This is a genomic window from Pedococcus sp. P1_H8 (genome assembly GCF_056405175.1).
Genome location: NZ_JBFUCP010000179.1, coordinates 1 through 486, shown reverse-complemented (window position 1 = coordinate 486; position 486 = coordinate 1). Strand labels below are relative to the sequence as shown.

The 486-nt window shown below is 73.0% G+C and carries 1 protein-coding gene; it reads left to right on the top strand.

Annotation, left to right across the window (positions count from 1 at the left end):
* The coding region (locus AC1DYG_RS19480; RefSeq protein ID WP_477641503.1) for an FtsK/SpoIIIE domain-containing protein at positions 1–486 on the top strand (486 nt) is incomplete at its 3' end.

Genomic DNA, 486 nt, shown 5'->3' with positions numbered 1-486 from the left:
CTGATCCTGTCACTGGCACTGACACATTCGCCGCGGCAGGTGCAGTTCTACTGCCTCGACTTCGGCGGCGGCACGCTGGCCGGGCTGGCCGGGGTGCCGCACGTCGGCTCGGTCGCCAACCGCCTCGACGTGGACCGGGTCCGGCGTACCGTCGCGGAGGTGAGCGCCGTGCTCCGGCGGCGCGAACAGCGGTTCCGCGGGCTCGGTATCGACTCGATGGCCGAGTTCCGGCGGCTGCGTGGAGCTGGCGGGCCCGACGCCGACGCGGTCGCGGCGGACCCCTTCGGCGACGTGTTCCTGGTGATCGACGGCTGGCCGGGCATCCGGCAGGACTTCGAGCCGCTGGAGGCTCAGATCGGTGCGCTCGCCGGCCAGGGCCTGTCCTTCGGCGTCCACGTGGTGGTCACGGCCTCCCGCTGGGGCGAGATCCGTCCGGCCCTCAAGGACCAGCTGGGGACCAGGATCGAGCTCCGGCTCGGCGACCCG